Genomic DNA, 24,246 nt, shown 5'->3' with positions numbered 1-24,246 from the left:
GCCCAGCGGCAGGATGGTCAGACCGCCACGAGGGGCGGCCTCGCCGGGCCCACGGAGGCGTCGGAGGCAGCGGCCCTGATCGCGGCGACGGCCTGCCGCAGCTCCTGGGGCGACGCCGTGAAGGGCAGGCGCAGGCGCTGCTCGAAGGCGCCGTCCATCCCGAACCGGGGTCCGGCGGTCAGGGCCACGCCCCGGGCGCGGGCCGCGACGACGAGCCGCGACGAGGACAGCGGGGTGCAGTCCGCCCACACGGACATGCCGCCCTCGGGCGCGGTCCACGTCCAGTCGGGGAAGTGCTCGGCGAGCGCCCCGGCCAGGCCGGCGAGGCCCTCACCGAGTCGCTGGCGCCGCTCGGCCACGAGGACCTCCTGGCACTCGAGCAGCTCGGCCGCGACGAGCTGCTCGAGCACGGGCGTGCCGAGGTCCAGGCTGGTCCTGGCCTGGGCAAGCCGGGCCACCATGGCCCGCGGCGCCCGGATCCAGCCGACCCGCAGGCCGCCCCAGGCGAGCTTGGCGAGCCCGCCGAGCGTGAGCGAGGCCGGGGCGAAGGCGGCGAGCGGCGGCAGCGGCCCCCGGCTGATGTCCAGCAGGGCCGTCGTCTCGTCGGCGACGAGGACCGTGCGGTGCCGCTCGGCCAACCGGGCGAGCTGCTCGCGCCCGGCCGGGTCGAGGCTCACGCCGGTGGGGTTGTGGAAGTCGGGCATGGTGTACGCGAGCGCCGGCGAGGCTGCCCGGAAGGCGGCGGCCGCCGCCTCGAGGTCCCACCCGCCGGGCGTGACCGGCAGCGCCACGAGCCGCGCCCGCGCGGCCAGGAGGGTGTCCATCGCGTGCGGGTAGGTGGGCTGTTCGACCACTGCGCGGTCGCCGGGGGAGAGGAGGGTGCGCGCCACGAGGGCGATGGCGTGCTGGACCCCGGTGGTGACCATCACCTGGTCCGGGTCGGTGGGGACGCCCCGTGCGGCATAGTGCTCGGCGATCGCGATGCGCAGCCGCGGCAGTCCGATGACCTCATAGCCGGAGCGGGCCAGCTCCGGGCCGAGCGCCTCCGCGGCGCGGCGGACGCAGTCCGCCACCGGGCTCGCTGCGGGCATCGCTGCCTTGGTCAGGTCCAGCACGCCGGCCTCGTCTGGTGCGGCGCCCGCGGGACGATCGGGGAGGACCACGTAGCTTCCGGAGCCGCGGACGCTGCGCAGGCAGCCGAGCTCACGCAGCAGGGCGTAGGCGCCGGCCACCGTGGTGCGGGACATCCCGAGCGCCGCCGCGAGCTCCCGCTCGGCCGGCAGCCGGACCCCATCGGGGAGGCGGCCGTCGACGGCGAGGAGCCGGAGCCTCTCTGCCAGCTCTGAATACAGGGGCCCGTGGCCCGGCAGTGCTCCCAGCATCCGCCCGAGCCTCTGGGGTGTGACCGTGACCATAAGGCCACGGTACCCGAATTGGCACTGTCGGATGATGCCAATACTGCGGGAGGGTGATCCCGTGAAAGCATTTCTCGACAGCCGCCGCCTGCCCATCCGGCTCGTCCGGCTCTACGTGGGGCTCGCCGCGTACGGCGTGGCCATCGCTCTCCTCCTGCGCTCGGGCCTCGGATCCTCTCCCTGGGATGTGCTCTCCCAGGGCGTGGCGCGCAGTATCGGCCTCAGCTTCGGGGCGACCACGGTGGCGGTCAGCGTCCTCGTGCTCGCCGCATGGATCCCGCTGAGGCAGCGGCCGGGCTGGGGGACGCTCTCGAACACCCTGCTCATCGGCGTGTTCGCCGACCTCGGCCTGGCATGGATCCCCGCACCGGCGGACGGGGCGCTCCACCTCCTCTGGCAGTCCGCGGCCCTCGTGGGCGGCCTCGTGCTGCTCGCCCTCGCCTCGGCCCTCTACATCGGCGCGAGGCTCGGCCCGGGCCCGCGCGACGGCCTCATGACCGGGCTCGTGGCCCGCACGGGCCGTCCCGTGTGGCTGGTGCGCTGCGCGATCGAGCTGACGGTGGTGCTGGCCGGGTGGCTTCTGGGAGGGACGGTCGGGATCGGCACAGCGGTGTTCGCCTTCGGGATCGGTCCGCTCATCCAGGCCGCCATGCGCCTCCTGCGGGTGGACCTCGGGCCGCACCCACCCCGTGTCCGGGAGGCCGGCCGCGCCCCCGCGGGCCAGGGGATCAGCGGCGCCGCAGCACGCTGAGCTCGACGGCCGCCGTGGCGGCCAGATCCTCTGCCCCGGCGAGCCGCTCGAGCTCGGCGCGCTCGGTGTGGTGGCCGGCCGGGCCCATTTGGGCCAGGTCCGCCGCCGAGGCCGGGCTGAGGACGAGCTCGAAGGACAGCTGCGTGCGCGAGACGGGCTCGTAGTCCCCGGCGGCGGCCAGTTCCAGGGCCTCGGCCTTGCCCTCCGGCACGTCCAGGAGGGGCAGCGTGGCCCGGAGCTCGGCGAGGTGCTGGGGGAGGGGCGTCACGGCGACGAGGAGGCCCCCGGGCCGGGTGACGCGTGCGAACTCCCGGAGGTTCCGCGGGGCGAAGACGTCGAGCACGGCGTCGACCGCGGCCGCGGCCACGGGAAGGGGCTTCCACAGGTCCCAGACGAGCGCCGCGACCCGCTCCAGCCGTGCAGCACGCCTCAGGGCCGGCGGGCAGAGGTCGAGCGCGACGGCGCGCGCACGCCGGGGACCGGCGGCGGCCAGCCTCTCGAGCACCGCTTCCAGGTAGTACCCGGTCCCGGCACCGGCGTCGAGGACCGCGGCGTCCTCCGGCAGCGCCGAGCACGCGCCTGCCAGCGCCTCGGCGATCGGCGCATAGTGGCCGGTTCCGAGGAAGGCCTCCCTCGCGGCGACCATGTCCGCCGTGTCCGGCGTGGAGCGGCTCGGGCGGCCCGTGAGGAGGTTGACGTAGCCGTGCCGCGAGGCGTCGTAGCGGTGCCCCTCGGCGCAGACCAGCGCCCTGGCACTGCTGGCGGCCGCGTCCCAGTCGGCGCCGCAGTGCGGGCAGATCAGCAGGTCCAGGGCGTCGGCGAGCATGCCTCCCATCGTATCGGGGTCCCCCTGCGTAGGATTCGGCGCATGCTCCCTGCGCACCTTGACCTCGTCCGCTCGCTGTCCGCCCCCTCCGTGCACCCTGCCGCCGGCCACTGCGCCGTCGCGGTGACCCGGCCCGACTTCCGTGCCGACGCCGCGGTGGGCCAGCTCTGGGAGGTGCCCCTGCACAGCGGCGCCGCCCGGCTGCTCACCCGGGGCTTCCGCGATACCGCCCCGCAGTACTCGCCTGATGGCTCCGTCCTGGGGTTCCTGCGCGCCGCACCCGCGGGCCGGCCGCAGCTGGCGATCGTGGACGCCCGCGGGGGCGAGCCGCGGGTCCTCACGGACGCCCCGCTCGGCGTGGCGCAGTTCGCCTTCTCCCCGGACGGCGCCCGGATCGCCTACACGGCGCGCGTTCCCGACCCCGGCCGCTACGGCTCCACCGACGGCGTGGCGGCAGGCGCCGAGGACCCCCGGCTCATCCGCGACCTGAACTACCGCATGAACGGCGTGGGCTACACCGGCGACCAGCGCACGCGCCTGTTCATCCTCGACGTCCCCGCCCTCGACGCGGAGCCCTTCGTGGCCGCCCGCGGGCGGGCGGCGGCAGAGGAGGGCGCCAAGGAGCAGGGCCCCGCCGCCGGCCAGGACGGCGCGCAGAAGGGACTGCCGGAGGCCCGCCAGCTCACGGACGGCAGCGTGGACCACAGCGAGCCGCGCTTCAGCGCCGACGGCGCCTGGGTCTACACCGTGTCCGGCTTCGACCCCGCCGCCGTCGACACCCTGGGCAGCCGGGCCGTCCGCACCCCCGTCACCGGCGGCGCGAGCGAGGCCCTCGACCTCGGAACCCCGGACGCCGCCTCGGTCGACGTGGCCGCGGAGGCGCCCGACGGCTCTGGCGTGTTCGTCCTGGCCTCGTCGCTCGGCGAGTCCGGGGCCGACTTCGTGGGACGCGCGACCCACCTGTTCTGGCACACCCCGGCCGACGGCGCGACGGTCCGCCTCTCCGCGGAGGGAGACGACCTCGGCGAGGCCGCCGGGGCCCTGCAGGTCAGCTCGGACGGACGGGCCCTCGTCCTCGCCCGCGCGCGGGGGACCGTGCAGCTGACCGCCTTCGCCCCCGACGGCGGCCGCGAGCCGCTGACGTCCGGTCCCCTCGTGGTGACCGGCGCGGGTGAGGCGCGCGGCGCCGTCGTCCTCGCCGCGGCCGACGCCGACGGGCCGGGCGAGCTCTACCGGCTCACCGAGGACGGGGGTCTGGAGCAGCTGACCGACGTCAACGCGCCCCTGCGCGCGGCGGCGCCGCCGCGCGCGCCCCGGGAGTTCACGGGCGCGAGCGCGGACGGGAGCGAGGTGCACGGCTGGGTGGTGCTCCCCGAGGGAGACGGGCCGCACCCGACACTGCTCATGATCCACGGCGGCCCCTTCGCGCAGTACACCGGGGCCTGGTTCGACGAGGCCCAGGTCTACGCGGGCGCCGGGTACGCCGTGGTGATGTGCAATCCGCGCGGGGCGGCCGGCTACGGCGAGGAGCACGCGCGCGCCATCCGCGGACGCATGGGCACGGTGGACCTCGAGGACGTCCTGGGCTTCCTCGACGCCGCGCTCGCCGCCTTCCCCCAGCTCGACGCGGGACGGCTCGGCATCCTCGGCGGCTCCTACGGTGGCTACCTCACCGCCTGGACGATCGCGCACGACCACCGGTTCAAGGCCGCAGTGGTCGAGCGAGGCTTCCTCGACCCGGTCAGCTTCGTGGGCTCGAGCGACATCGGGTGGTTCTTCGCGAGCGAGTACACCGGGTGGGACCCGGCGGCCATGACGGCGCAGAGCCCCATGGCCCGGGTGGGCGACGTCCGCACGCCGACCCTCGTGGTGCACTCCGAGGAGGACTGGCGGTGCCCGATCGAGCAGGCCCAGCGGTACTACGCGGCCCTCCGGCTCGGCGGCGTCGACGCGGAGCTGCTGGTGTTCCCGGGCGAGAACCACGAGCTCTCCCGCGCGGGCACGCCCCACCACCGCAGGGCGCGGTTCGAGCACATCCTGCGGTGGTTCGCGCAGTACCTCTAGCGGGCGGCCTAGGCCGAGAAGCCGAGGGCCCGGGCGGCCCGCTCCGGGGTCGGCTGGGCCCAGCGGGCCGTGTACTCCTCGTTGGCGCACAGCGACCGGGGCTCCGCGCGGTCAAGGTAGAGGGTCCCGGCGAGGTGGTCGGTCTCATGCTGGACGATACGGGCCTGCCAGCCCGTGAAGTCCGCCGAGCGGGCGCTGCCGTCCGGTGCGGTCCACTGCGCCCGGACGGCGGAGGCCCTGCGCACCACGGCGGTGTAGCCGCGCACCGAGAGGCAGCCCTCGTAGAAGCCCGCGCGCCCGTCCCCGAGCGGCGCGTAGGCCGGATTGAGCATGGCGACGAACGGCAGGGGCACGCGGTCGCGGGCACGGGCCGCCTCCTCGTCGGCGCCCCACGTGTCCTCCAGGACCGCAAGGCGCAGCGGGAGCCCGATCTGGGGCGCGGCGAGCCCCACACCCGGCGCCGCGTGCATGGTGCGGCGCATGAGGAGGACCAGCGCATCGAGCAGCTCGGCGTCGAGCTGGCCCTCGAAGGGGACGGCCCGGGCCCGCAGGACCGGGTGTCCCGCCTGCACGATCGGCGGGGGGCCGTCGGCGGCCACGAGCTCGGCGGCCGCCTCGGCGAGGCGCGCCGCGGTCCAGTCGCTCTCCGGGGCCCCGGCGCGGCGGTGGGCTGAGGATGGGGTGCTCATGGGCCAAGCCTAGGCTGGGCGCGTGGCGCTAGGCCGCCGGCCAGCCACAGGCCCGGGCGACGAAGCGGTAGAGGGCCGCCCGCAGCGCGGGCGAGGCCGCCACCTTCACCACCCCGGCGGCCCCTCCGACCTCGAGCACGACGGGGACGAGGGTGCCGACCTTGTCCTCGGCCACCGCGTGCGGGTCGCAGCGGGCCGGTCGCACCGCGAGCGCGATCCTCGTCCCCGGGGTCAGGACGAGCGCGCGCGGCCACGGCCGCGCAGGGTCCTCGCCGAGGAGCGTGGTGCCCTCCACCGAGGTGAGGGCGGTCCGAGGCGGCACGCCGGACGGGCTGGCCGGCGGGTCTGCGACGAGTGTGAGGACGGCGGTCCCGGCCGTGGTGCCCCCAGCGAGCGCGTCCTCGAGCCGCAGTCGGACCGCGCGGGCGGCCTCCTGGGCGAAGCACTGCTCCCCGTGGAGCCGGACCAGCACCCCGTGCGGGTCGGCCGCGGCCACCGTGCGCTCCGTACCGTCGGCGAGCCGGAGGCGGACGGAGGGCGCGGCATCGGACGCCCCCGCGCCGCAGCGGGCCGCCGCGAGCGCCGCGGGAAGGCTCAGGGTCTGGCCGGCGGCGAGCTCCGCGGAGCCGGCCCACGCCGTGCCGTCGACGAACCGCGGGTCGGCGAGCTCGGCCTCGACCACCGTGAGCGGCACGGTGCCGGTGTCGGTGAGCTGGACGACGATGGAGCCCGCGGCGTACTCGTCACGGAACTGGTCGACGGCGGCGGCGACCGGCACGTCCCGCCCCGGTGCGGCAGGGGGAGCCGCGGGCGAGCAGCCTGCGGCGCAGACGAGCGCTGCGAGCGCGCGCAGCGTCCGGACGGCCGCCATTGACCGGGGCATGCCCCCAGCGTACGTCCGCTAGTGCCGGCCCACGACGACGCGCAGGAAGTCACCGGCGGCCGGATCGAGCGGCCCCGACGCCCGCCACACCGCGCGCAGCACGCGGCCGAGCTTGAGGCCGGGCGTGGCCACCTCGACGAGGCGTCCGCCCCGCAGCGCGGCCTGCACCGCGAGCCGGCTGACCACCCCGGGCCCCAGCCCCGCCGCGACGCTCGCCGCCAGCGCCGCGTTGCTGCCGACCTCGAACCGTTCACCGGAACCGTGCGGGGCGAGCACCAGGTCGGTGATCTGCCGCGTCCCCGATCCGGGCTCCCGCACCACGAGTCCCGCCGAGGCGACCCCGGCGGGGGACACCTCGCCGTCGGCCGCCCACGGATGGTCCGGGCGCACGACGACGACCAGCTCGTCCCGCCCCACGTCCAGGTACCGGAAGCCCGTCTGCACCGTCGGGCCCTCCACGAAGCCGAGGTCGGCGGCTCCGGAGCGGAGGCGGTCGAACACCTCGTCCGAGTTCCCGACGTCGAGCGTGGTGCTCACCCCGCGCAGCCGCTGCTGGGCCGCGGCCAGCCACCCCGGCATCAGGTGCTCGGCGACCGTGAGCGACGCGCACAGGTGCAGGGTCCCGCGGCCGCCCTCGAGCGCGCCGACGGCCCGGCCCACGTTCTCCGCGGCGCCGACGACCTCGGCGGCCAGCCCCGCGACCACCCGGCCCCGGTCCGTCAGCTGCGTCCCCCGGGGAGTGCGCCGCGCGAGCGGGAACCCGGCCTCGCGCTCCATCTGCTCAAGCAGGCGCGAGGCGTTAGGCTGGGCCATACCGATCAGGCGCGCGGCGCCGCCGATGCTGCCCTCCTCGGCGAGCGCCGCGAGGAACCGGTAGTGCCGCAGCTCCCAATCCCGCACAGACATATCGCCAGCATATGGTGCCCGGTCCGGCGCTCAGCTGGGACACAGCTGGGAACCCTATGGCGCACAGGCACCGATTCCTAGACTGGACGCATGATCAGGGTCAGCCGCCGCCACTTCCTCCAGGGCGCGGGGATCGCCGTCGCCGGTGCATTCGCCGGGGCGGGCGTCGCCCGGTCGAGCATCTTCCCCCTCCCGCCGAGCGCCGCGGCCGCCGCGCCCACGCCCAGCCCGTCGCCCTCCGCGGGCGCCGGACTCCCAGACCGGACCTTCACCACCACCAAGCTGACCGCACCCCGGGTGAGCATCTGGACCGCCGCGGCCACGGCCCCTGGCCTGCTGTTCACCGGGCCGATGGGGCACGGGACGAACGGCCTCATCATGGACAACTCCGGGGCGCCGGTCTGGATGGAACCCACCGGCGCCGGCGTCACGGACCTGCGCGTGCAGACGTACAGGGGCCACACGGTCCTCACCTACTGGTCGGGCAAGGGGATCGGCGGCCATGGCGAGGGGGTGGGGGTCATCAAGGATACGGGCTACACGACCATCGCCCAGGTGTCCGCCGGGGCCGGGCTCAAGGCCGACCTCCACGAGTTCACCCTCACCCCCGCCGGCACCGCGCTGCTGACCTCGTACCCCACGGTGCAGGCCGACCTCACGCCGCTCGGTGGCCCCGCAGCGGGCTACATGTACGACTGCCACGTCCAGGAGGTCGACGTCGCGAGCGGGGCCGTGCTCTTCGACTGGACGGCCTCCCAGCACGTCGGCCTCACTGAGTCCTTCGTCAGGCCCGCCGACGACCCCACGGCCAACGGGGCGAGCGCAGCGACGGCCTTCGACCCGTTCCACGTCAACTCGGTCGACCGCCGCGCAGACGGATACCTCGTCTCCGCCCGCCACACCCACGCCGCGTACCTCGTCGGCCCGGACGGCTCGGTGCGGTGGCGGCTGGGCGGGGCCCGGAACGACTTCTCCATCCCCGATGCTGCGGCGTTCGCCTGGCAGCACGACGTCCGCCAGCGGCCCGGCGGCCTCATCAGCATGTTCGACAACCACTACAAGGACGGCACCACCGGCACCTCCCGAGGCCTCATCCTCGCCGTCGACGAGGGTGCCAGGAAGGTCACCCTCCGGCTCGCCCTCGAGCGCGGAGGCCACCGCGGCAACGCCATGGGGAACGTCCAGTTCCTCGACAACGGCCACTACCTCGTCGGGTGGGGATCGGACCCCGCCGCCACCGAGTTCACGGCCGACGGCACTCCCGTCGCCGAGGCCACCGGGATCGGCGGCGGGTGCTACCGGGCCTACCGCCACGTCTGGTCCGCGACGCCGACGACGCCGCCCGACGTCGCCGTCGTGACGGGGAACGGCTCCACCATGCAGGCCTACGCCAGCTGGAACGGCGCGACCGAGGTGGCGAGCTGGAGGTTCCTCACGGGAAGCAGCCCCCAGACGCTCAGCGAGGCCGCCCTCGTGAAGAAGCGCGGATTCGAGACGAATGCGGCTGTGGCCGCGGCGGCGCACCTCGCAGTCCAGGCCCTCGACGCGAAGGGCACCGTCCTGGCGACATCCGCGGTCATCGCGGCGTAGCGTGGGGGCCACGGGCCCTCCGCTCCGGGAGCGGCCCCGCCCGAACGGAAGGTGCCAGGTGAGCCGTGCACGCCGCGACGCTGCGCTCGGCGTCGCCTGCGTGCTCGGTGCGTCCGTGCTGTGGGGCACCACCGGCACGGCGTCCGCGCTCGCCCCGTCCGTGACGCCGCTCGCCGTCGGCGCGGCCTCCATGGGGTTCGGTGGCCTCCTGCTCGCCGCGACCGCCCACAGGCAGCTTGCCCGGCACCGTCATACGCTGGTCCGCTCCTGGCCCGCCATCGCGGCGGGAGGAGCGGCTGTGCTCGCCTACGCGCTCACCTTCTACTCCTCGATGCGCCTCGCCGGCGTCGCGGTCGGCACCGCCGTGTCGATCGGCGGCGCCCCCGTCGCCGCCGCGCTGCTCGAGCGCCTCGTGGACGGGCGGCCCCTCTCCGGACGGTGGGCCGCAGGAGCGGCCGCCGGGATCAGCGGCGCAGTGCTCCTGTGCCTCTCCCGGGCGGCCGGCGGCGCGCCCGGGGCACACGGAGCAGCCCAGACGCTGGCGGGGGTCGCGCTCGGAGCCGCGGCCGCGGCGTCGTACGCCCTCTACTCGTTCACGTGCCATCGGCTGATCCGGGCCGGCATCGGCTCCCGGGCCGCCGTGGGGGCCACGTTCGCCCTCGCGGCGCTGGGGCTGCTCGTGGTGCTCGCCTTCACCGGCGCGGCCTTCCTCGCCTCCTGGGGCAACGTCGCCGTGGGCGCCTACCTCGCCGTCGTGCCGATGTTCCTCGGCTACCTCCTGTTCGGCTGGGGCCTGGCCCGCGTCCCGGCCAGCGTCGCCACCACGGCGTCCCTGGCCGAGCCAGTGGTGGCCGCCGTGCTCGCCGTCGCGGTGGTGGGGGAGCGGCTGACGCCCGCGGGCTGGGCGGGGATGGCGCTGATCGTGGCGGGCCTCGCCGTGCTCACTGTGCCCGTCCCCGCGCTGGCGGGGCGGCGTCGTTCGCCCGCGGACGTGGCGAGGGTGGAGGGATAGCAATGGACCCTGTCGGGGCACTCCGCGAGATCGCGTTCTGGCTCGAGCGAGAGCAGGCCGAGACCTACCGGGTCAGGGCCTTCCGGTCGGCCGCCGGCATCGTGGCCGCGATGCCTCCGGACGAGGTGGCCTCGCGGGCACGCGGCGGCAGCCTGCGGCGGGTCAAGGGGATCGGCGAGCGCACCTATTCGGTGGTCCGCGAGGCGGTCGACGGCGGCGTCCCCGCCTACCTCGCCGAGCTCAGGGAGCGGGCGGCGGCGCCCCTGGCCGAGGGCGGCGAGGGGATCCGCGGGCAGCTGCGCGGCGACCTGCACGCGCATTCCGACTGGTCCGACGGCGGCTCCCCGCTGGCCGAGATGGCCGAGGCAGCCTGCTGGCTCGGCCGCGAGTACCAGGCCCTCACCGACCACTCGCCGAGCCTGACCATCGCGCACGGGCTCGACGCCGAACGGCTCCGTCGGCAGATCGACGCCGTGGCCGAGGCGAACGCGTCCCCCGACCTGGAAGGATTCCGGCTGCTCACCGGCATCGAGGTGGACATCCTCGAGGACGGCGCCCTGGACCAGACGCCGGAGCTGCTCGGCCGCCTCGACGTCGTGGTCGCGAGCGTGCACTCCAAGCTGCGCTCGGAGTCCGGCCCGATGACGCGGCGCATGCTCGCCGCGGTCGAGGACCCCCACACGGACGTGCTCGGCCACTGCACGGGCCGCCTGCTGCGCGGAGGCCGCGGCCCGCGCCCGGAGTCCCAGTTCGACGCCGAGCGGGTGTTCGCCGCGTGCGCCGAGGCGGGCGTCGCCGTCGAGATCAACTCGCGTCCCGAGCGCCAGGATCCCCCCGACCGGCTCATCCAGACCGCGCTCGACGCCGGCTGCCTCTTCAGCATCGACAGCGACGCCCACGCGCCGGGCCAGCTGGACTTCCTCCAGTACGGCGCCGCGCGCGCCGAGGCGAACGGCGTCCCGGCCGAGAGGATCGTCACGACGTGGCCGCTCGAGGACCTGCTCGACTGGACCGGCAGGCGGCGCTGACCGCCGGCGCGGTTTGCCGACCGCGCCCGCGGGTAGGCGAGGGGCATGCCGACCAGCAGGAGGAACACCATGCCCTTCGAACCGCGCACCGCCATCGTCACCGGCTCGGACTCCGGGATCGGCCGGGCCACCGCCGTCGCGCTCGCCGAGGCGGGGCTCGACGTCGGCATCACCTGGCACACTGACCGGGACGGCGCCGAGGGCACCGCCGACGCCGTGCGCGCCGCCGGCCGGCGCGCCGTCGTCGAGCAGTTCGACGCCTCCGACGCCCCGCGCTGCGCGGACACCGTGGACACGCTCGCGGACCAGCTCGGGCGGCTCGACGTCTTCGTCAACAACGCGGGCACGGGGGCCAACGTGCCCTTCCTCGAGATGGACTACGGGCGCTGGCGCGGGATCGTCGCGACCGACCTCGACGGACCCTTCGTGTGCCTCCAGCGCGCCGCACGCCGGATGGTCGCCCAGGGCGCCGGGGGGCGCCTGATCGCCGTCACGAGCGTGCACGAGCACCAGCCGCGCGTGGGGTCCTCCGCCTACGACGCCGCCAAGCACGGCCTCGGCGGCCTCATCAAGACCATGGCGCTCGAGCTCGGGGCCGAGGGGATCACCGCCAACTCCGTGGCCCCGGGGGAGATCGCCACGCCGATGACGGGGCAGGAGGACGAGGACCCGCGCACGGTCCACCGCCCGGGCGTGCCACTCGGCCGGCCCGGGGACGCCCGCGAGGTCGCGGCCGTCATCGCCTTCCTCGCCTCGCCCGCCTCCGCCTACGTGACGGGAGCCTCGTGGACGGTCGACGGCGGGATGCTGCAGATGGGCCCGCAGGCGGGGTCCCACCTCACCGACGACGCCTGGCGCGAGGGGTAGACCGGTCTAATGCAGGGGTGTCGGGTGCATCACAGAAGCGCTGCGTCTGCGTACCGGTCTAGCTATGATGGCGGGGCAGGCTCAACGAGGAGGCTGCCAGGGCCACCCCTGATACCAGAGAAGGCATTCAGCGCATGACTTTCGACTCTCACTCCGTGACCCTCAAGATCTGGGATCCCTCGACCGTCGACCACACGCTCGAGGAGGCCATCTCGCACGTGTCCACGCTCGCCGGCGCGCACCGCGACCACGTCAAGGTCAGCCGCAGCGGCCCGGACGTCTTCACCGTCCACGTCGGGGACCTCGCCTGAGGGAAGCCCCTCGGAGGACCTGACAGGGGCGCCGTTCCAGCACAGCTGGGGCGGCGCCTCCTGCATGCCGGGGCCAATGGCACTTCCGCGGCCGCCCGCCCGGGGGAGACGGTGGGGGCATGGCCGGAGCCGGCACCGGAGGCGACCGCGCCGCACGACGACGGCGCCGCGCCCGCTCGCGCGTGCTGCTCGCCGCCGCGGCGCTCCTCGTGCTGGTCGGCTCGGCCGTCGGCTGGCTCGCGCTCACCCGTCCGCCGGGTACCGGGCCCGGTGCGCCCGCCATCGCCTCGGTGCGCCCGACAGCGAGCGCCAGCCCGACGGCTGTCGCCTCGCTGCCCGACCTTGGCCCTGGCCCCCTGAACATCCTGCTCATCGGCAGCGACATCCGGGGCAGTGCCCGGGACGCCCTCGCGCGCCAGGCCGCCTCCGGCGGCACCGCCGACCAGCGCGCCGACATGATGATGCTCCTGCACGTCCAGGCTGACCACCGCCGGCTGTTCGGGATCTCGATCATGCGCGACACGTGGGTGACGGTGCCCGGGCACGGGGAATCCAAGATCAACGCGAGTCTCGCCCTCGGCGGGCCGCAGCTCGCCGCCGCGACCGTCGGCTCGATCCTCTCGGTCCACATCGACCACTGGGCCCTGCTGGACTTCGCCGGCTTCACGGCGATCACGGACGCACTCGGCGGGGTCGACGTCGACGTGCCGGTCGCGTTCACCGCGACGTTCGGCACCCGCCACGCCTTCACACGGGGCATCAACCACCTCGACGGCCAGGCGGCCCTCGAGTTTGTGCGCGAGCGCTACGCCTTCCCCGACGGCGACTACCAGCGCGTGCGCGACCAGCAGGCCTTCGTCCGCTCCGTTGTCGCCGAGCTCCTCGCCCAGGGGCGCGTGGGGAACCCCACCGGGGTGCTCGCCCTGATCGGGCTCGCCGGCCCGCACCTCGTCACGGACCCGGGGCTCGGAGCAGACGGCCTGCCCGTTCTCGCCTTCGGGCTGCGGCACGTTGATCCGTCGGCGGACGTCTTCTTCACGCTGCCGACGTCCGGCACGGGCACCTCACCTGACGGGCAGTCCATCGTGATCGCGGACCGGGCCGGAATCGCCGCCGTGGCGGCGGCGCTCGCCACCGACAGCCTCGGGCAGTACGCCGCCCTCCACGGCCTCTCCTAGCCGGTTCCTGGCCCGGCTCCCGCCTACACTGGCCCCATGCACGCTGCCGACTCCCACGACGTGATCCGTGTCCAGGGTGCGCGCGAGAACAATCTCAAGGACGTGAGCCTCGAGCTGCCCAAGCGCCGGCTCACCGTCTTCACCGGTGTCTCCGGCTCCGGCAAGAGCTCGCTCGTGTTCGCGACCATCGCTGCCGAGTCGCGGCGCATGATCAACGAGACGTACTCCACCTTCGTCCAGGGGTTCATGCCCACCATGGCGCGCCCCGACGTCGACCTCCTCGAGGGACTCACCACCGCGATCATCGTCGACCAGGAGCGCCTGGGCGCCAACGTGCGCTCCACGGTCGGCACCGTGACCGACGCCAACGCGATGCTGCGCATGCTCTTCAGTCGGCTGGGCGAGCCGCACATCGGCTCTCCGCAGGCGTTCTCGTTCAACGTCCCGTCGGTGAGCGGCGCCGGGGCGATCAGGACGGCCACCGGCCGCACCGAGAAGCGCTCCTTCACGGTGGTCGGCGGGATGTGCCCGCGCTGCGAGGGCACGGGCCAGGTCAGCGACTTCGACCTGGCCGCCCTCTACGACGGCACCAAGTCCCTCGCTGGCGGTGCGCTCAAGGTCCCCGGCTACAGCATGGACGGGTGGTACGGGCGCATCTTCGCCGGGTCCGGGTACTTCGACATGGACAAGCCGGTCGGGCAGTTCACGGAGAAGGAGCTCGACGACCTGCTCCGCCGCGAGCCGACCAAGATCAAGGTCGAGGGCATCAACCTCACCTACGAGGGCCTCATCCCGAAGATCCAGAAGTCGATGCTGTCGAAGGACCCCGAATCGATGCAGCCCCATATCCGGGCCTTCGTCGAGCGGGCGATCACCTTCCAGGCGTGCCCTGAGTGCGGCGGCACCCGCCTCGCCGAGGGCGCGCGCTCGTCGAAGATCAGGGGCCTCAGCATCGCCGACGCCTGCGCCCTGCAGATCACGGACCTCGCCGCGTGGGTCCGCGCGCTCGAGGAGCCGTCCGTGGCGCCGCTGCTGAAGGGCCTGCAGCACCTGCTCGACTCCTTCGTGGACATCGGGCTCGGCTACCTCTCGCTTGACCGGCCCTCGGGGACCCTCTCGGGCGGCGAGGCCCAGCGGACCAAGATGATCCGCCACCTCGGCTCCTCGCTCACGGACGTCACCTATGTCTTCGACGAGCCGACCATCGGCCTCCATCCCCATGACATCCAGCGCATGAACGAACTGCTCCTCCAACTGCGCGACAAGGGGAACACCGTCCTCGTCGTGGAGCACAAGCCCGAGGCGATCGAGATCGCGGACCATGTCGTGGACCTCGGGCCCGGCGCGGGCGTCGCCGGCGGGGAGGTCTGCTTCGAGGGGACGGTCGAGGCGTTGCGGGGGAGCGGCACCCGCACCGGCAGGCACCTCGACGACAGGGCGCGCACCAAGGACGCCCTGCGGTCCCCGAAGGGCCGCCTCGAGGTCCGCGGCGCCTCGACGCACAACCTCAAGGACGTCGACGTCGACATCCCCCTCGGCGTGCTGACCGTCGTCACCGGCGTCGCCGGCTCAGGCAAGAGCTCCCTCATCCAGGGCTCGGTGGCGCCGGCCGAGGGCGTCGTCACCATCGACCAGAGCGCGATCAAGGGTTCGCGGCGCAGCAACCCGGCCACCTACACGGGCCTGCTCGAGCCGATCCGGAAGGCCTTCGCGAAGGCCAACGGCGTCAAGCCGGCACTCTTCAGCGCGAACTCCGAGGGCGCCTGCCCGGTGTGCAACGGCGCCGGGGTGATCTACACCGAGCTGGGCTTCATGGACACGGTCACCACGCCGTGCGAGGAGTGCGAGGGCAAGCGCTACCAGCCGGCCGTGCTCGAGTTCACGCTGGGCGGCCGGGACATCGCCGAGGTGCTGGCCATGTCCGTCGAGAACGCCGAGCAGTTCTTCTCCGCGGGGGAGTCCGCGATCCCCGCCGCGCACCGGATCCTGGCGCGGATGGCCGACGTCGGGCTCGGGTACCTCTCGCTCGGGCAGCCGCTCACCACGCTCTCGGGCGGCGAACGGCAGCGGCTCAAGCTCGCCGCCCAGATGGGGGAGAAGGGCACGGTCTACGTCCTCGACGAGCCCACCACCGGCCTGCACCTGGCCGACGTCGAGCAGCTCCTCGGCCTGCTCGACCGCCTCGTGGACGCCGGCAAGTCGGTGATCGTGATCGAGCACCATCAGGCGGTCATGGCGCACGCGGACTGGATCATCGATCTCGGACCCGGTGCCGGGCACGACGGCGGCCGAGTCGTCTTCGAGGGCACCCCCGCCGACCTCGTGGCGAGCCGGTCGACCCTGACGGGGGAGTACCTCGCCAGATATGTCGGGGCCCAGCCCGCGGGCCGGGAGGCCGGGCGGTAGGCATCCTCGGCTAGGCCGTAGCGTACCGCCCGGAGCGCTCGGCCCGGGCGCGTGCCTTGGCCGCCTCCTCGTCGCGGTTCTTCGGCGGGGTCGTGGCCACCAGATCGTCGAGCAGGTGCGCGGTGATGTGCGCGATCTCGGCGACGGCGTGATCGAACGCGTCCTGGTTGGCCTTGGACGGCCTCGTGGTGCCCGCGATCTTGCGCACGTACTGCAGGGCCGCTGCGTGGACCTCCTCCGAGGTGGCCGCGGGCTCGAAGTTGTGGAGGGTGTGGATGTTCCGGCACATGCCTCGACGATACGCGGCAGGGCCGCCTGGGTCACTGGTGCACCGACGCCCGGGTGCCGTGTCCGTCGGCTGTTCTGTCGGTCCGGTGCGGGACACTGGCGGCAGGCGATGGACTCGTCGCCGGGGGAGCGCCGAGGAAGGGCACAGACCATGGGATTCATCTTCCGCAGGACCGCGAAGCTCGGGAAGAACACCTGGCTGAACATCTCCAAGAGCGGAGCCTCGGTCAGCCGGCGGATCGGCCCGGTGACGGTCAACAGCCGCGGCAAGATCAGGATCAGGCTCGGCAAGGGCCTGTCCTGGAGGCCGTGACGGGCCAGTCGGGCGTGCGCGGGACCTTCGGCCCTACTCGTCCACCCGGCGCGGCGGTGCGCTGGCAGGGCAATCCCTGCACGCGGAAGGACTGGTCATCATGGGCGACGCAGCGGCACCGGATGCCTTCGTGCCGGAGGACGGCCGGCTCGATCTGGGGGACCCCGACTTCCCCCAGCGCGCCTTCGAGCGCTACGCGGCCCTGCGTGCCGCCTGCCCTGTCCACCGTGCGCTGCTCGCAGACAGCACGCTCGGGTCGGTGCCGGCGCCCCTCCGCGATCGCCCGCTCTGGGCGGTGACCGGATACGACGCCGCCGTGGCAGCGCTGGTCGAAGAACGCCTCAGCGTGGATCCGCGCATCGGGTTCACCGCTGAGGACCTTGCGGCGATGCCCGGCGGGAACGAGCCCGAGACGCGCGTGCTCCTGCGCAACATGCTCTCGCTGGACCCGCCCGAACACACCAGGCTGCGCAAGCTGGTGCAGCCGAGCTTCACCGCGCGGGCGATCGCGGCGTGGGCGCCGCGGATCCAGCAGATCGCCGACCGCCTCCTCGACACCGCTGAGGCGGAGGCCGCAGCCCGTCGCGAGACCGCTCCGCGGCGGGGACTCGAGCTCGTGTCCGCCTACGCCTATCCGCTTCCCATTGCGGTGATCTTCGAGCTCCTGGGCATCCCGGAATCGGACCGTACCCGCGTCCACGGTTGGACCGATGATCTCTTCCGCTCCGGCCTGGAGCCCGACGAGCGCACGGGAGCCGGCATGCGTGCATTCGCCGCCTACGGACGGGAGCTCGTCGCAGCCAAGACGGCCGCACCGGGGGAGGACCTGCTCACGCAGCTGGTGCACGCCGCCCAGGACGGCGACAGCCTGGACCAGGACGAGCTGGTGGCGATGATCTTCCTGCTGATCCTTGCCGGGCATGTCACCACGGTGAACCTCATCGCCTCCGCCGCGTACGCCCTGCTCACCCATCCGGATCAGCGGGCCCTCCTGGCCGACGACCCCGACCTCGTTGACGGCGCGATCGAGGAGACGCTGCGATGCTGGGGGCCGGCCGAACTGGCCAGCGAGCGGTACGCCCTCGAAGACCTCGAGCTGAGCGGGATCGACGTCCGGCGCGGTGATCTGGTGCTGCCGATCCTCGCAGCCGCTGACCGGGATCCGGTCCGGTTCGCCGACCCCGACCGGTTCGACCTTGCCCGCCCGGACGCCCGTCGCCATCTGGCGTTCGGCAAGGGGGTGCACGCCTGCCTGGGCGCGCCGTTGGCCCGGCTCGAGGGCCGGATCGCCGTCGGGACGCTCTTCAGACGCTGCCCGGATCTCCGACTCGCAGTCCCTGGCGATCAGATCCGCCAGAGAGTCATCCCCTTGCGCGGAATCGATGCTCTGCCGCTGACGTACTGAAACCCACGGACTGGAGCAGCGATGGACTCGTCAGCCTGCGTTGCACGCACGAGGAATCGTTGGGCGCGGCATCGCTCCACTCTCTCAACTCGTGCGCCGATAATCGACATTATGTCAACTAATGGTCCGGAGGGCTGCCGTATGCACCGGCTGCATCGTTCCGCCGCCTCCCCGGTGCTCGGCAGCGTCGGGCCCCGCTCGGCGGCGTCCGGGACCCCGGTCGGCGCGCAGCCCTGAAAACCCCTAAATCGGCGAGAGGTACCTCTCACGTTTTTCGGGCCCCCGCGCGGGCGCCCCGTTCTTCGGGGCCCGTCGATTATGTCAACTGCGGCGGAATCTGCCGGTGGGAGTTCATGTTCGGTTCGCACGCCGGGAAGCCGCCACAGGTCCGGCCGTCACGTCCCGGTGAGCCGGCTGCCGCGCGCCTCGAGATAGGCCCTCTCCCCTGCGCCCGGCGCCAGCCGGGCAGCCTGGGCGAACTCGGCGGCCGCCTGGGCGCCGCGGCCCGTCCTCGCGAGGAGGTCGGCGCGCACGGCGTGGAACACGTGGTATCCCGTGAGGCCGAGCCCGTCCACGAGCGCGAGGGCGACCGCCGGGCCCTCGGCTTCGGCCACCGCGACCGCCCGGTTGAGCGCCACCACCGGGCCCGGCGCCACCTCAGCGAGCAGGTCGTACAGCCTCACGATCCGCCGCCAGTCCGTGGCCTCGGCCGATCCGGCCACGGCATGCACCGCCTGAATGGCCGCCTGGAGCTGGTACTGCCCCAGACGGCCACGCGCGAGGCACTCCCGCACGAGCGCCGTGCCCTCGCCGATGAGCGCAGCGTCCCAGAGCGACCGGTCCTGCTCCGCGAGCGGGACGAGGACCCCGCCCGGCCCGGAGCGCGCCATCCGCCGCGACTCGGACAGCAGCAGCAGCGCGAGCAGCCCGACGGCCTCCGGTTCGCCCGGCAGGAGCCGGACCAGCACGCGGGCGAGCCGCACCGCCTCGGAGCACAGCCCGGCCCGTGCGGGCGGCTCCCCCAGCCCGGCCGAGTACCCCTCGTTGTAGATGAGGTAGATCACGGCGAGAACCCCCGAGAGCCGCCCGGGGAGCTCGTCGGCCGGCGGCACCCGGTACGGGATGCCCGCGTCGCGGATCTTGGCCTTGGTGCGCGAGATCCGCTGGGCGAGCGTCGCCTCGGGGACCAGGAAGGCGGCGGCGATCTGCGCCGTCGTGAGTCCGCCGATGATCCTGAGGGCGAGGGCCACCCTGGCCGGCATGGCCAGGGCCGGGTGGCAGCACACGAACAGCAGCGCGAGCCGCTCGTCGCCGAAGGGCTCCGATGGGGGCGCGTCGTCGGCGAGGGCTGACGCCGCGGCCTCCCGGCTTCCGCGGGCCGCTTCCCGGCGGAAGCGGTCGACGGCGCGTCGCCGCGCCGTCGTGATGATCCACGCGCCGGGGTGTTCCGGCATGCCATCGGCGGCCCAGCGCTCGGCGGCCGCGGCGAAGGCCTCCTGCACCGCGTCCTCCGCGAGGCCGAGGTCGCCCGTGGTGCGCACGAGCACCGAGACCGCCCTGCCGTACTCCTCCCGGAACACGGCAGCGACGGCCCCGCCGTCCCCTGCCTCAGCCACCCGTGCTCGGCGCGGGGACGCCGGCGAAGGGGCGGACCTCGATCGGCAGGCCCGTGATCTCGGCGAACCGGCGCCCCCAGGTGAGGGCCGCATCGAGGTCGGGGGCCTCGATGATGTCGAAGCCGCCCATGTGCTCCTTGCCCTCGAGGTAGGGCCCATCGGTGACGATCACCTCTCCCCCGTCCGCGCGCAGTACCGTCGCGGACGAGGCGTCGGCGAGCCCGTTCCCGTAGACGTAGGCCCCCGCCGCCTTGAGGTCCTCGGTCAGCTGCGCGAGCCTGGCCATGATGGGCGCGAGGAATTCGGGCGGCGGCACAACGCCGTCGGGCTGGTACATGCTGATCAGGTACTGGGTCATGGCTTCTCGCCTCCTGTTGTGGGGGCCCGTGCGGCCCCTCAGCTACTGGACGAACGGCCGGGGCGGATTTCGACACGGCTGGCGGAAAGGGCGTCCGGCGAGTTGCCCGCGCAGCTGCTCAGCCGGCGTCGGCTGCCGCCTCGAGGTCCGCGATCACGATCTTCCGCATGGAGAGCATGGCGGCGAAGGCGCGCTGCGCGCGGGCGCGGTCCGGGTCGGCGCGCAGTTCCTCGAGGCGGGTCGGGATGACCTGCCACGAGAACCCGAAGCGGTCCTTGAGCCAGCCGCACTGGCTCTCCATGCCGCCGTCGGCCGTGAGCGCGTTCCAGTAGTGGTCCACCTCGTCCTGGTCCCGGCAGAAGATCTGGATCGAGACCGCCTCCGTGAAGGTGAACTCCGGTCCGCCGTTGAGGGCCAGGAATGGCCGCCCGTCGAGCTCGAAGGCGGCGGTCATGACCGTCCCCTGCTCCCGCGGGCCGGCCTCGCCGTACCGCTCGATCCCCGTGATGCGCGAACGGGGGAAGATGCCCGTGTAGTACCGGGCGGCATCCTCTGCCTGCGTGTCGAACCACAGGCAGGTGGTCATCTCGGGCATGCTTCCTCCGGGCGATCCTGGGCGTCCCCTGCTGCCCCGCATTCTTCCGCGCACCGCGCCGGGGCGGAAGGGCCTGGGCCGGCACCGCCCGCACGCTGGGGTCGGGACGCACGACGCCGGCCGGTCGCCTCCCGCGCGTAGGCTGGAGGCATGCGTCCCTCCCCTTCCTCTTCCGCGCCCTCGGCTCCCCGGGCCGGCGCCCCCGGGATCCGCCCGGGCATCGCGGCCGCCATCGCCGACGCGGTCATCGTCCTCGCCTTCGCTGCCACCGGACGTGCGAGCCACGGCGAGGCCGATCCCGTGCTCGGAGCACTCGCCACCGCGTGGCCGTTCGCCGTGGGCCTTGCGCTCGCCTGGGCGGTGCCCCTTGTCCGCCGCAGGCCACTGTCCGTGTGGCCGGCCGGCGTCCTGGCCTGGCTCGGCACCTATGCGGTCGGGATGCTGCTGCGGGCCGTGACCGGCCAGGGCACGGCGGTGCCCTTCCTCATCGTGGCCGCGAGCGTCCTCGGCGTCGCACTCATCGGATGGCGCGCCGTTGCCCTCGGGGTGCGGGCTGCCCGGCACCGGGCGGCAGGGCACTAGGCTGAATCCAGGGAACGCCCCTTCTTCGAACGGAGGACCATGATCACCGCATTCGTCTTCATCCAGACGGACTCAAAGAAGATCCCCGAGGTGGCCGAGGAGATCTCCGCGATCCCGGGCATCAGCGAGGTGTACTCGGTCACCGGCGACTGGGACCTCATTGCGATCGCGCGCGTGCGCGAGCACGAGGAGCTCGCCGATGTTGTCGCCGACCGGCTGTCCAAGGTCGACGGCGTCATCGAGACGACGACCCACATCGCGTTCCGCGCGTACTCGCGGCACGACCTCGACGCGGCCTTCTCCCTCGGTCTGTCCTGACTCCAGGCGGGCCACCAGCAGGGTGGAGAACGGGGGCCGGGCCATGTGGCCCGGCCCCCGTTCTGCCCGAAGGAGCGGGAATCAGGAGCGGGTGAAGTCCACCCACGCCTGGAGCACCCGGGCCGCGGCGCCGGAGTCGATCGAGTCTTCGGCGCGCCGCTTTGCGGCGGCGAGCCGCTCGACCAGCGGGCCCTCCGCGGAGAGGTCGTAGGCCACGAGCCCAGCGGCTGCGTTGAGCACCACGGCGTCGCGCACCGGGCCCCGGTCGCCGGCGAGGGTGCGGCGGACGACTTCTGCGTTGTGCGCAGCGTCTCCCCCGCGCAGGTCGTCGAGCGTCGCCCTCGGGATGCCGAGGTCGAGCGGATCGAGGACCGACTCCGCGAGTTCCCCGTCCCGGACCTCCCACACGCGCGAGGTGGTCGTGATGGTGAGCTCGTCGAGCCCGTCGTCGCCGCGGAACACCAGCCCCCGGCTCCCGCGCTCGGCGAGGACGCCGGCGATCAGCGGCGCCATCCGCGCATCCGCCGCCCCGACCGCCGAGGCCTGCACGTGCGCAGGGTTCGTGAGCGGGCCGAGGATGTTGAACGCCGTCGGGATCGCCAGCTCCTTGCGCGGCACGGCGGTGTACCGGAACGACGGATGGAAGACCTGGGCGAAGCAGAAGGTGATGCCCACCTGCTCCGCGGCCGCCGCCACGCGGTCGACGCCCATGTCCAGCCGGACCCCGAGCGCCTCCAGGACGTCCGCGGAGCCGGAGGACGACGACGCGGCGCGGTTGCCGTGCTTGACGACCTTGGCGCCCGCGCCGGCCATGACGAGCGCTGCCGTGCTCGAGATGTTCACCGTGTTCTGCTGGTCCCCGCCGGTGCCCACGATGTCGAGCTTCTCCCCCGAGACCGTGATGGGAGTGGCACGGGCCACCATGCCCTTGACGAGGCCCGCGAGCTCGTCGACGGTCTCCCCCTTGGCGCGCAGGCCCACGAGGAACCCGGCGATCTGGGAGTCGGTGGCGTCACCGGCCATGATCGTGTCCATGGCCCAGGCCGTCTCGGCCTGGCTCAGATCGCGCCCCGCGACGAGGGCGCCGATCAGGGACCGCCACGTGGGCGCGGTCACAGGGGCAGATTCTCCAGGGGCAGATTCATTGCCGGAAGCCACGGTGTTCACGCCTCTGATGCTATCGACCCCGCACGAGTGGTGCCGAAACCTCCGCCCATGAGACGGGCCGAGCCCGCGCGTGGCCGCGGATCCGCATGTTTTCGAGGGTTTGTAGAAAAAGTTCCCAGAAGGTGCGGTTCGCGTTGGGCGAACCCGAGGTTTGTAGACATAATGTCCTTGTGACGACAGCGACTCATGCCCCGACAACCCCGGCACATCCCACGCTGAATCGCCCCAACATGGTCTCGGTCGGGACCGTGGTGTGGCTGTCCAGTGAGCTGATGTTCTTCGCCGGCCTCTTCGCCATGTACTTCACCCTGCGCGCCGCCTCGGGCGGCCTGTGGGCTGAGGAGACGGCCAAGCTCGACTTCCCCTACGCGCTCGTGAACACGATCGTCCTCGTGGCGAGCTCCTTCACGTGCCAGATGGGCGTCTTCGCGGCGGAGAGGCTCCAGCCCCGCCGTAGCGGCGGCCTCTTCGCGTTCGCCAAGTGGGGCATGGTGGAGTGGTTCATCCTCACGTTCTTCATGGGCGCCTGGTTCGTCGCCGGCCAGGCGACTGAGTACGCGAACCTCACCGCGGAGCACGTGACCCTGAATGCCAATGCCTACGGCTCCGCGTTCTACATGACCACCGGTTTCCACGGCCTCCACGTGATGGGCGGCCTCGTGGCCTTCCTGTTCATCATCGGCCGTGCCTTCGCGGCCAAGCGCTTCGGCCACTACGAGGCCACCTCGGCCATCGTCACCTCGTACTACTGGCACTTCGTGGACGTCGTGTGGATCGGGCTCTTCCTGGTCATCTACGTCCTCAGGTAGTCCCCAGGAGCACAGCAGCAGATTTCGGACCGCGCCCGGACGGCGGCGGCAGCAAACGGATAGGAACGGATTCGTGAAGGCACTCTCGCAGAAGCGGCGTCACCCGATGGCAGTCATCGCACTGTTGGTCATGGGGCTGCTGCTGACCGGCGGAATGTACGCAATGTTCAGCACTGCCAATCAGGCCAAGGCGGACACCAGCTTCTCGGCGTCGGACGTCAGCGAAGGGCAGAAGCTCTTCGTGGCGAACTGCGCCACGTGCCACGGCATGGGCGCCTCCGGCACGGCCGCCGGCCCGTCGCTGGTCGGCGTCGGCGCAGCAGCGGTGGACTTCCAGGTCGGCACCGGCCGCATGCCCATGCAGATGAACGGCCCGCAGGCGCAGAAGAAGCCGGTGCAGTTCAATGATGACCAGACCAAGCAGCTTGCGGCCTACGTCGCCTCGCTCGGCCCCGGGCCGGCCCTGCCGGACTCGGCCATGCTCGATGACAAGGGAGATGCCACCCACGGCGGCGAGCTCTTCCGCGTCAACTGCGCCATGTGCCACAACGCGGCAGCGGCCGGCGGTGCCCTGACCCAGGGCAAGTTCGCTCCGTCCCTCGCGGGCGTCACCGAGAAGCACATCTACGAGGCCATGGCCACGGGCCCGCAGAACATGCCGGTGTTCTCCGACGCCAACATCTCCCCCGAGGGCAAGCGCGACATCATCACGTTCCTCAAGACGATCGAGACCCAGGGCTCGCCCGGCGGTGCCACCCTCGGCTCGCTCGGTCCGGTCTCCGAGGGCCTCTTCGTGTGGGTTGCTGGCCTCGGCGTCATCATCGGCTTCACGATCTGGCTCACGTCCCGCACGTCCTGACGCGCCAGCG

General features: G+C 73.4%; 25 protein-coding genes. 15 read left to right on the top strand and 10 right to left on the bottom strand.

Annotated elements, in window-relative coordinates; genetic code table 11:
- Positions 1 to 17: 17 nt before the first annotated feature.
- A complete protein-coding gene (gene yczR, locus ACYVKZ_RS10240) occupies positions 18 to 1,415 on the bottom strand; it encodes a MocR-like transcription factor YczR (protein WP_460992130.1) in 1,398 nt (465 codons plus the stop codon).
- 61 nt (positions 1,416 to 1,476) lie between these two features.
- Between yczR and yczE the strand changes: the two genes are divergently transcribed.
- Positions 1,477 to 2,166: a membrane protein YczE gene (gene yczE / locus ACYVKZ_RS10235; RefSeq protein WP_460992128.1), complete on the top strand. Its 690-nt coding sequence runs from the start codon at positions 1,477 to 1,479 to the stop codon at positions 2,164 to 2,166.
- On the opposite strand, the gene ACYVKZ_RS10230 is transcribed toward yczE, so the two are convergent.
- Positions 2,144 to 2,992: a methyltransferase domain-containing protein gene (locus tag ACYVKZ_RS10230; protein WP_460992126.1), complete on the bottom strand. Its 849-nt coding sequence runs from the start codon at positions 2,990 to 2,992 to the stop codon at positions 2,144 to 2,146. The two genes, yczE and ACYVKZ_RS10230, sit on opposite strands and share 23 nt — an antisense overlap.
- Positions 2,993 to 3,034: 42 nt before the next feature.
- On the opposite strand from ACYVKZ_RS10230, the gene ACYVKZ_RS10225 reads away from it, so the two are divergent.
- Entirely contained in the window at positions 3,035 to 5,056 is a 2,022-nt protein-coding gene (locus ACYVKZ_RS10225) for a S9 family peptidase (RefSeq protein ID WP_460992124.1), read from the top strand.
- 8 nt (positions 5,057 to 5,064) lie between these two features.
- Here ACYVKZ_RS10225 and ACYVKZ_RS10220 read toward each other — a convergent pair whose 3' ends face one another.
- Genes ACYVKZ_RS10220 through ACYVKZ_RS10210 form a run of 3 tightly spaced genes read right to left on the bottom strand, consistent with a single transcriptional unit; the run spans position 5,065 to position 7,534 of the window.
- On the bottom strand, positions 5,065 to 5,745 hold the full coding sequence (locus ACYVKZ_RS10220) for a peptide deformylase (protein WP_460992122.1): 681 nt from the start codon (positions 5,743 to 5,745) through the stop codon (positions 5,065 to 5,067).
- A 28-nt stretch (positions 5,746 to 5,773) separates the two neighbouring features.
- Positions 5,774 to 6,628 (bottom strand): hypothetical protein, encoded by an 855-nt coding sequence (locus ACYVKZ_RS10215; RefSeq protein ID WP_460992120.1) that lies wholly within the window; start codon positions 6,626 to 6,628, stop codon positions 5,774 to 5,776.
- An 18-nt stretch (positions 6,629 to 6,646) separates the two neighbouring features.
- Positions 6,647 to 7,534 (bottom strand): LysR family transcriptional regulator, encoded by an 888-nt coding sequence (locus ACYVKZ_RS10210; RefSeq protein WP_307007705.1) that lies wholly within the window; start codon positions 7,532 to 7,534, stop codon positions 6,647 to 6,649.
- 90 nt (positions 7,535 to 7,624) lie between these two features.
- Here ACYVKZ_RS10210 and ACYVKZ_RS10205 point away from each other — a divergent pair, with 90 nt between their 5' ends.
- From ACYVKZ_RS10205 to ACYVKZ_RS10175, 7 genes are all read left to right on the top strand, one after another.
- The gene (locus ACYVKZ_RS10205; RefSeq protein ID WP_460992118.1) at positions 7,625 to 9,124 is read left to right on the top strand and encodes an arylsulfotransferase family protein; all 1,500 of its coding nucleotides are present in this window, start codon (positions 7,625 to 7,627) and stop codon (positions 9,122 to 9,124) included.
- Positions 9,125 to 9,182: 58 nt separating this feature from the next.
- The gene (locus ACYVKZ_RS10200) at positions 9,183 to 10,136 is read left to right on the top strand and encodes a DMT family transporter (RefSeq protein ID WP_460992116.1); all 954 of its coding nucleotides are present in this window, start codon (positions 9,183 to 9,185) and stop codon (positions 10,134 to 10,136) included.
- Positions 10,137 to 10,138: 2 nt separating this feature from the next.
- Positions 10,139 to 11,164 carry a PHP domain-containing protein gene (locus tag ACYVKZ_RS10195; protein WP_460992114.1) on the top strand — a complete coding sequence of 342 codons (1,026 nt, stop codon included), beginning with the start codon at positions 10,139 to 10,141 and terminating at the stop codon, positions 11,162 to 11,164.
- Between the two features lie 69 nt (positions 11,165 to 11,233).
- On the top strand, positions 11,234 to 12,031 hold the full coding sequence (locus ACYVKZ_RS10190) for an SDR family oxidoreductase (protein WP_460992112.1): 798 nt from the start codon (positions 11,234 to 11,236) through the stop codon (positions 12,029 to 12,031).
- Between the two features lie 134 nt (positions 12,032 to 12,165).
- Positions 12,166 to 12,342, top strand: a complete 177-nt coding sequence (locus tag ACYVKZ_RS10185; RefSeq protein ID WP_169803067.1) for a hypothetical protein — start codon at positions 12,166 to 12,168, stop codon at positions 12,340 to 12,342.
- 119 nt (positions 12,343 to 12,461) lie between these two features.
- The gene (locus tag ACYVKZ_RS10180) at positions 12,462 to 13,520 is read left to right on the top strand and encodes an LCP family protein (RefSeq protein ID WP_460992109.1); all 1,059 of its coding nucleotides are present in this window, start codon (positions 12,462 to 12,464) and stop codon (positions 13,518 to 13,520) included.
- A gap of 36 nt (positions 13,521 to 13,556) precedes the next feature.
- Positions 13,557 to 15,926 (top strand): ATP-binding cassette domain-containing protein, encoded by a 2,370-nt coding sequence (locus ACYVKZ_RS10175; RefSeq protein WP_460992107.1) that lies wholly within the window; start codon positions 13,557 to 13,559, stop codon positions 15,924 to 15,926.
- A gap of 10 nt (positions 15,927 to 15,936) precedes the next feature.
- Here the strand turns inward: ACYVKZ_RS10175 and ACYVKZ_RS10170 are convergent, their stop codons facing one another.
- On the bottom strand, positions 15,937 to 16,215 hold the full coding sequence (locus tag ACYVKZ_RS10170; protein WP_460992105.1) for a DUF2277 domain-containing protein: 279 nt from the start codon (positions 16,213 to 16,215) through the stop codon (positions 15,937 to 15,939).
- A 150-nt stretch (positions 16,216 to 16,365) separates the two neighbouring features.
- On the opposite strand from ACYVKZ_RS10170, the gene ACYVKZ_RS10165 reads away from it, so the two are divergent.
- Positions 16,366 to 16,527 carry a DUF4236 domain-containing protein gene (locus ACYVKZ_RS10165; protein WP_460992103.1) on the top strand — a complete coding sequence of 54 codons (162 nt, stop codon included), beginning with the start codon at positions 16,366 to 16,368 and terminating at the stop codon, positions 16,525 to 16,527.
- Between the two features lie 100 nt (positions 16,528 to 16,627).
- Positions 16,628 to 17,932, top strand: coding sequence for a cytochrome P450 family protein (locus ACYVKZ_RS10160; RefSeq protein ID WP_460992101.1), 1,305 nt, complete (start codon positions 16,628 to 16,630; stop codon positions 17,930 to 17,932).
- 395 nt (positions 17,933 to 18,327) lie between these two features.
- Here ACYVKZ_RS10160 and ACYVKZ_RS10155 read toward each other — a convergent pair whose 3' ends face one another.
- The 3 genes from ACYVKZ_RS10155 to ACYVKZ_RS10145 form a co-directional block, all read right to left on the bottom strand.
- Positions 18,328 to 19,548: an RNA polymerase sigma factor gene (locus tag ACYVKZ_RS10155; RefSeq protein WP_460992099.1), complete on the bottom strand. Its 1,221-nt coding sequence runs from the start codon at positions 19,546 to 19,548 to the stop codon at positions 18,328 to 18,330.
- Positions 19,541 to 19,906 carry a YciI family protein gene (locus tag ACYVKZ_RS10150; RefSeq protein ID WP_460992097.1) on the bottom strand — a complete coding sequence of 122 codons (366 nt, stop codon included), beginning with the start codon at positions 19,904 to 19,906 and terminating at the stop codon, positions 19,541 to 19,543. Before ACYVKZ_RS10150 ends, ACYVKZ_RS10155 begins: the two co-directional genes overlap by 8 nt.
- 118 nt (positions 19,907 to 20,024) lie before the next feature.
- Entirely contained in the window at positions 20,025 to 20,501 is a 477-nt protein-coding gene (locus tag ACYVKZ_RS10145; RefSeq protein ID WP_460992095.1) for a VOC family protein, read from the bottom strand.
- A 150-nt stretch (positions 20,502 to 20,651) separates the two neighbouring features.
- Here ACYVKZ_RS10145 and ACYVKZ_RS10140 point away from each other — a divergent pair, with 150 nt between their 5' ends.
- Together ACYVKZ_RS10140 and ACYVKZ_RS10135 are read left to right on the top strand one after the other, a co-directional pair.
- Positions 20,652 to 21,083, top strand: coding sequence for a DUF3054 domain-containing protein (locus ACYVKZ_RS10140; protein WP_460992093.1), 432 nt, complete (start codon positions 20,652 to 20,654; stop codon positions 21,081 to 21,083).
- Between the two features lie 39 nt (positions 21,084 to 21,122).
- Positions 21,123 to 21,401 carry an Lrp/AsnC family transcriptional regulator gene (locus tag ACYVKZ_RS10135; RefSeq protein ID WP_307007728.1) on the top strand — a complete coding sequence of 93 codons (279 nt, stop codon included), beginning with the start codon at positions 21,123 to 21,125 and terminating at the stop codon, positions 21,399 to 21,401.
- An 81-nt stretch (positions 21,402 to 21,482) separates the two neighbouring features.
- On the opposite strand, the gene trpD is transcribed toward ACYVKZ_RS10135, so the two are convergent.
- On the bottom strand, positions 21,483 to 22,559 hold the full coding sequence (gene trpD / locus ACYVKZ_RS10130; RefSeq protein ID WP_460992448.1) for an anthranilate phosphoribosyltransferase: 1,077 nt from the start codon (positions 22,557 to 22,559) through the stop codon (positions 21,483 to 21,485).
- Positions 22,560 to 22,738: 179 nt separating this feature from the next.
- Here trpD and ctaE point away from each other — a divergent pair, with 179 nt between their 5' ends.
- On the top strand, positions 22,739 to 23,377 hold the full coding sequence (gene ctaE / locus ACYVKZ_RS10125) for an aa3-type cytochrome oxidase subunit III (protein WP_460992091.1): 639 nt from the start codon (positions 22,739 to 22,741) through the stop codon (positions 23,375 to 23,377).
- A gap of 73 nt (positions 23,378 to 23,450) precedes the next feature.
- Positions 23,451 to 24,236, top strand: coding sequence for a cytochrome bc1 complex diheme cytochrome c subunit (gene qcrC / locus ACYVKZ_RS10120; protein ID WP_307007730.1), 786 nt, complete (start codon positions 23,451 to 23,453; stop codon positions 24,234 to 24,236).
- Positions 24,237 to 24,246 lie beyond the last annotated feature (10 nt).

Source organism: Sinomonas soli, assembly GCF_054782415.1.
Note: the sequence above shows the minus strand (reverse complement) of the source record. Positions and strands in the feature narration are given on the sequence as shown.